The organism is Streptomyces sp. NPDC052701 (assembly GCF_040678355.1).
Taxonomy (GTDB): Bacteria; Actinomycetota; Actinomycetes; order Streptomycetales; family Streptomycetaceae; genus Streptomyces.
Genome location: NZ_JBFATO010000035.1, coordinates 77,336 through 83,519, shown reverse-complemented (window position 1 = coordinate 83,519; position 6,184 = coordinate 77,336). Strand labels below are relative to the sequence as shown.

Annotated in this window: 4 protein-coding genes and 2 pseudogenes; 4 read left to right on the top strand and 2 right to left on the bottom strand. The window is 72.0% G+C overall.

Features of this window, described 5'->3' with window-relative positions; all coding sequences use genetic code 11:
* Positions 1–1,329, bottom strand: a 1,329-nt coding sequence (locus tag AB0L29_RS29245; RefSeq protein ID WP_365831206.1) for a condensation domain-containing protein, incomplete at its 3' end; no start/stop codon positions are given.
* Positions 1,330–1,736: 407 nt separating this feature from the next.
* On the opposite strand from AB0L29_RS29245, the pseudogene AB0L29_RS29240 reads away from it, so the two are divergent.
* The 4 genes and pseudogenes from AB0L29_RS29240 (at position 1,737) to AB0L29_RS29225 (ending at position 5,032) form a co-directional block, all read left to right on the top strand.
* Positions 1,737–2,770 (top strand): annotated as a pseudogene (locus AB0L29_RS29240) (alcohol dehydrogenase catalytic domain-containing protein).
* 36 nt (positions 2,771–2,806) lie between these two features.
* Positions 2,807–3,704: pseudogene (locus tag AB0L29_RS29235) on the top strand (aldo/keto reductase); the annotation flags it as partial.
* 394 nt (positions 3,705–4,098) lie between these two features.
* A complete protein-coding gene (locus tag AB0L29_RS29230) occupies positions 4,099–4,464 on the top strand; it encodes an STAS domain-containing protein (protein ID WP_365831204.1) in 366 nt (121 codons plus the stop codon).
* Positions 4,465–4,624: 160 nt separating this feature from the next.
* On the top strand, positions 4,625–5,032 hold the full coding sequence (locus AB0L29_RS29225) for a DUF4190 domain-containing protein (RefSeq protein ID WP_365831202.1): 408 nt from the start codon (positions 4,625–4,627) through the stop codon (positions 5,030–5,032).
* Positions 5,033–5,275: 243 nt separating this feature from the next.
* Here the strand turns inward: AB0L29_RS29225 and AB0L29_RS29220 are convergent, their stop codons facing one another.
* On the bottom strand, positions 5,276–5,665 hold the full coding sequence (locus AB0L29_RS29220; RefSeq protein ID WP_365831200.1) for a hypothetical protein: 390 nt from the start codon (positions 5,663–5,665) through the stop codon (positions 5,276–5,278).
* Positions 5,666–6,184: the final 519 nt, after the last annotated feature.

Genomic DNA, 6,184 nt, shown 5'->3' with positions numbered 1-6,184 from the left:
CGGGTGCTCGCCCGGCAGCAGCAGGTCCAGGTCCGCCACGGATGTCGCGGGCGCGGCCTGCGCGAGCCCGCGCAGCAGGGCCAGGAACCGGTCGCAGTGCAGGGTGAGTTCGTCCTCGTCGTACAGGCCGGGATTGGCGTCGAAGGCCAGCCACAGCTCATCGGGCCGGGACCCGGGCCGCACACTGATCTGAAGATCCTCGATGACGCCGCCGGAGAGGTGGTGCCAGGTGGCCGGATGACCGCCGAAGTCGAGGGCCTCGGTGAACGGCACGATGTTCAGCACCGGCCCGTACAGCCGCCGCCCGCTCCCCAGCAGGTTCAGATCACGGCGGATGAACTCGCCCCGGTACTGCTGGTGCCGGCGCAGCGCCTTCAACTCCCCGGCGACCGACCCGACCAGATCGGCCACGCCCGTGCCGGGACGGGCGGCCACCCGCAGCGGCAGCACGTCGGAGGCCGTACCCGGAGTGCGCAGGGCGGCACTGCCGGACCGGCTCATCGTGGCCATGCCCAGCACCAGATCACCGGCACCGGTCATCCGGTGCAGATAGGCCACCACCGCGGCGGTCAGCAGATCGGTGCGCGTGACGTCCAGCCGGGCCGCGGCAGCCGACAGGGCCTCGGTCTCTTCACTCCCCAGTTCCGCGGTGCGGCGCAGGAACCGGGCGGCGGGCGCGGCGGTGCGGTGGGTGAGCCGCGCGGGCTCGGGCAGCCCGGCCAACCGCCGCGACCAGTACTCCCGATCCCGCACGCAGCGCCCGGAGGCCAGGTAGGCCGCCTCCTCCCCCTGCAGCCGGCTCACGGAGGCGAAGGTGCCCGGGGCGGGCTCACGGCCTGCGGCCAAGGCGTTGTAGACGTCGGCGAGACGACGGCCGAGAAGCTTGTAGCTGTAACCGTCGAGCAGAATGTGATGGGCCCTCAGCAACCAGACGTACCGGTCCGGGGCGAGGGTGAACAGGGTGTGGGAGAACAACGGGCCCTTGTCCACGTCCACCGGCGTCGCCAGGTCCGTGCGGACCCACTCCCAGGCGGCGCTCTCCGGGTCTTCATCGTCGCTGACGTCGACCCGGTGCAGTGTCCACTCGTCCGCGTCGGGGGCAAGGTGGCAGCGGGGGCCGTCGTCGGTGTCGAGGAAGCGCAGGGCGAAGGTGTCGGCCTCGCCCACGGTCCGGCGCAGCGCGGTCTCGAACAGACCCATGTCGAGGGCACCGTGGATCTCCACCGCCTCTGCGGTGTTGTACGCGGCGCTGTCGGACGCGAGCCGCCCGGCGTACCAGAGCCCCTCCTGGGCTCCGGACAGCGGCCGATGGTCCTCGTGGAGTGACATGGCACAACCCTCACGTGGCAGATCGTGACGTCCCGGCCGAGGATGACCCGGCCGGGCGGACGTGGGTGCGGCCCGCGGAGCGGGGAAGAGGCGGTCGCACGCCGAGAGCGTGGGATCGGCACGGCCCCACCGCCGGTCCTGCAAGTGCCCCCAGCGTGCGACGGGGCGGCGAAACCGATCAAGCCCTGGACCGGCCCGCGCTGGGAGTCCAGGTATTCACTTGAAGTACGCGAGGGCCGGGATAGCGCTGCTCCGGGCAGGCTTTGACCGTGTTGCCGAGGAGCAGGCGCGGATGCTCGAACGCTGACCCGCTCCCCGCCCCGTCGGGCAGTACCGGGCCTCGCGTCCCACCCGAGAACTCGCAGCCGCCGCAACCGGCGGACCCTTTCGAAGCAGGAGCAGCTTTCATGCGTGCAGCAGTGATGTACGGCGCCGGTGACGTCCGGATCGAGAACCGGCCCGACCCCAAGATCCATCAGCCCACCGATGCCGTCGTCCGCGTCGTGCTGTCGTGCGTGTGCGGCAGCGATCTGTGGCCCTACAAGTCCATGCCCGCCACCGGCACCGGCCGCCCCATGGGGCACGAGTTCCTCGGCGTGGTGGAGGAGACCGGCTCCGAGGTGTCCGGCGTCAAGGCCGGTGACCTGGTCGTCGCCCCGTTCACGTACTGCGACAGCACCTGCGACTACTGCGCCCGCGGTCTGCACGTCTCCTGCCGCAACGGCGGCCGGTACGGATTCGACGGCGTGGACGGCGGCCAGGGCGAGGCGGTGCGCGTCCCCCAGGCCGGCGGCACCCTGGTCAAGCTGCCCGTCGGCGCCGACTCCGCGCTGCTGCCCTCGCTGCTGACCCTGTCGGACGTGATGGGCACCGGTCACCACGGCGCCGTCACCGCCGGCGTCGGCCGCGGCGACTCGGTGCTGGTGATCGGGGACGGCGCGGTCGGGCTGTGCGCGGTGATCGCCGCCAGGCGGCTGGGAGCCGAGCAGGTCGTCCTGATGGGCCGGCACACGGCCCGCACCGACCTGGGCCGCGCGTTCGGCGCCACCGACGTGGTCGCCGAACGCGGCGAGGAGGGCGTCGCCCGCGTGCGCGGGCTGACGGGCGGCGACGGCGTCGCGAAGGTCATCGAGGCCGTCGGCACCCGCCAGCCCTGGAGACCGCCCTGGCAGCGGTCACGGACGGCGGCACCATCAGCCGGCTGGGCGTCCCGCAGTACGAGGAAGGGCCCGTCGGCCCGTCCATGATCATGCGGAACATCACCCTCACCGGCGGTGCCAGCCCGGCCCGCGCCTACATCGAGGAGCTGCTGCCGGACGTCCTGGACGGCGTCATCGAACCGGGCCGCGTCTTCGGCCGGGCCTTCTCCCTCGACCAGGTCCCCGACGCCTACCGGGCCATGGCCGACCGCCGCGTCCTCAAGGCCCTCGTCACCCTCTGACCCCGATACCGGCACCGATACGCAGAGGAAGATTCCGTGCAGACCGTCACCCTCAACAACGGCGTCGAGATGCCGATCCTCGGCTTCGGCGTCTACCAGGTCCCGCCGGAGCGGACCGAGCGGGCCGTCTCCGAGGCCCTCGCCGCCGGTTACCGGCTGCTCGACACGGCGCCGCCTACGGCAACGAGGAGGCCGTCGGCCGCGCCGTCAGGAACAGCGGCATCCCGCGCGAGGAACTGTTCGTCACCACCACACTGTGGGTCCAGGACGCGCCCGCCGAGGAGAACGCCAAGCGGGCGTTCGGGACCTCGCTGGACAAGCTCGGCCTGGACTACCTCGACCTGTACCTGATGCACCAGCCCTACGGCGACGTCCACGGCCAGTGGCGTGCCATGGAGAGCCTGCACCGCGAGGGCCTGATCAGGGCGATCGGCGTCGCCAGCTTCCACGCCGACCGGCTCCTCGACCTGATCCTCGACAACGAGGTCACGCCCGCGATCGACCAGATCGAGACCCACCCCTTCTTCCAGCGGACCGCCGACCAGGACCTGATGCGCGAGCACGGCGTCCGGATCCAGTCCTGGGGCGGGTTCGCCGAAGGCAGGAACAACCTGTCCACTCATCCCCTGCTGAGTGAGATCGGCCGGCAGCACGGCAAGTCCGTGGCACAGGTCGTGCTGCGCCGGCTCATCCAGCACGGCGTCGTCGCCATCCCGAAGTCGGTCCGGCCCGAGCGCATGGCGGAGAACATCGACGTCTTCGACACGGCGTCGTCGCCATCCCGAAGTCGGTCCGGCCCGAGCGCATGGCGGAGAACATCGACGTCTTCGACTTCGAGCTGACCGACGGGTAGATGGCGTCCATCGCCACCCCGGACACCGGCGCCTCCCTGTTCTTCGACCACCGTGACCCCGAGATGGTCGGCCGGCTCGGCAGGCATCGCCTGACCGACTGGACCCGGCAGGCGGCCGCCACAGCGCACCGATACGGGGCGGACCTCGCGGTGCTCCCCCACGACGCGGCGGTGGCGGGGGGGGCCGGGGAGAGGGCGGCCGGCCCGGTGGCGGCGGTCAGCCGGTGGCGTTCACCGGTGCCGGACGGCTCCCCTTCCCCGGGAACGGCGTCCGGCCCGGCGGTCAGGGCGGACACGGGCTGGTCCTGTCGCCCTCGTGCGCCCTTCATGCGAGCACGGGTGTCCCGCCACGCCGTCCGGCACGCCGCGGGTGTCGTCCGGCACAGCCACCCGGATGTGTCCGGCCGGGCCGGTGGGGCAGAATCGTCCGCGTACACCCCGGCCCGGGGCAGGCCCGAGCGCAGTCGAGGAGACCGTGACCGACATCCCGAAAGCGGACCGGACGGACCGGCTCTCCGTCGAACACCACGAGGTCGACGGCATCCGTGTCGTGACCGTGCGGGGCGAGATCGACCATGACGTCAAGGACGTGCTCAGCGAGGCGCTGCTCGCCGAGGACGGCGCGACGCCGCCGCGGACGGTGGTGGACCTCAGCGGCGTGACCTTCATGGACTCCAGCGGCATCAACGTCTTCGTCGCCGCCCGCCGCGCCGCCGACGACGCGCGGGGATGGCTTCGTATCGCCGGTGCCCACGACTCCGTCCTGCGCGTCCTGCAGCTCGTCGGCGTCGACGGTTTCATTCCCTGCCACCCCACCGTCGAGCAGGCCCTGACCGCCTGACCCCACCGTCGCACCCCTCGGTGCCGGCGGCGACGGCGGTGCCCCGGACGCGGGCCGGCAAGAAGATCCCCGCGTGGTCGTGCTGCGAGCCTTCGAGGAGCAGGTGTGTCCGGGCCCAACGAGGGCAGCCGGTCGCCAGACGCAAAGGAAGGTGATGGTGATGGCATCGGCGCAAGGACACTACGGGACGGGCCAAGGCGGCCCCGGCACAACGGCCGAGCACCGCAACGGATTCGGGATCGCCGCACTGGTGCTGGGACTGGTCGGCATCGCCGTGTTCTGGACCGTGGTCGGCGGGATCGTGCTGGGCCTGCTCGCCCTGGTCTTCGGGATCCTCGGTTACCGCCGCAAGAAGCGCGGTCTGGCCACCAACGGGGTGATGGCTCTGGTCGGCGCCGTCGCGGGCGCGCTCGCCCTCGTCGGATCGTCGATCATCCTCGCGGCGGGCGTGGCGGTGTTCAATTCGGACGAGTTCAAGAACTACTCCGACTGCGTCGAGCACGCGGACACCGCGTCCGAGCGCGAACGGTGCGCCCGCGACTTCCAGAAGGACGCCGACCGCAACTGAGGGTTTCCCGCCTTGTGCTCTGCGGGTGACGACCGGCGGCGCGGGAGTGCGCCCCGCCGCCCTGTACCGCTCGGCGACATGTCGTGCCGGGCAGTGGCGGAATGACGGCGGCTGAGGCAGCGGTCGGCTGCCTCGGCGGATGCTCCGGCAGCCGCCGCGACGGTTCGGACGCCCGCGGCCGCCGACCGGCCGGACGGCAGCCGGACCCCGTGGTCCGGGCGGGCGTCCGGCGCCGCGGCGGCGTCACTCGCAGAACACCCGCACCTTGGCGTCGGGATCGTCGATGCCGACGCCAAGGTCGATGTCGTCGAGCTGCTCGACGAACTCCTCCAGGTGCTGCGGCTCGGGCTCGGTGAGGTCGATCGGTACCCCCGGCTTGTTCAGCTCCGCGTTGACCTCGGTGAGCGCCTGCGCGGGGATGAGGCTCGCGAGCCGGACCCCGGCGCGCAACAGCCGCAGCGGAACCCGGGCGTTGACCCGGCTGGGCCCGTCCCCGCCGGAGCTGTCCACCGAGTTCACCGCCACGCGCAGGTACCGGGACCGGGTTTTCGGGCGGGACGCGGCTCCCGGCGGCGGCTCTGACCGCCCCTCGATCACGACACCACCGCCGGTGAGGCGGACCCGCTCGACCACGAAGGGCTGTCCGCGCGTCAGGTCCGTCAGTGACGGAGTGTCAGCGGCCGTCCTCACCCGGCCGGCCGGACGCTGACGACGTCGAACGGCACGCGTGCGCGGAGAAGGGCGCTCGGTCCACGACCGTGACCGGGCTCGGCGCCGGCGGTGGTACCGGTGTTCCCCAAGGCCGTCCTCGGTGGGACCCGTCGCTCACGCACGGGGAGCGAAACGGGGAGCGAACCTGAACCGACGGGCCGGACCCGGCAGTTGTCACCACCGGCAGCCGCTGGCCTCAGGCCCTGGAAAGACGAAGCACGATGGCTGTCACCGGCTGCGTATCCGGGAAAGCGGCATCGTCTTCGAAGGGGCGGGGCGGCCGGATTCGAACCGGCGTCCTCCGAGATGATGTCGCGGCGCACTACCTCTGTGCTACGACCCCGCCTTGTCGATGATCATAGGTGTCAGCCATGTTGGTGGGCAATGGTCACACCCGGCTCGCCGACCGGGTGGCACCGTGTCCCGGTCGGTCCGCGCGCA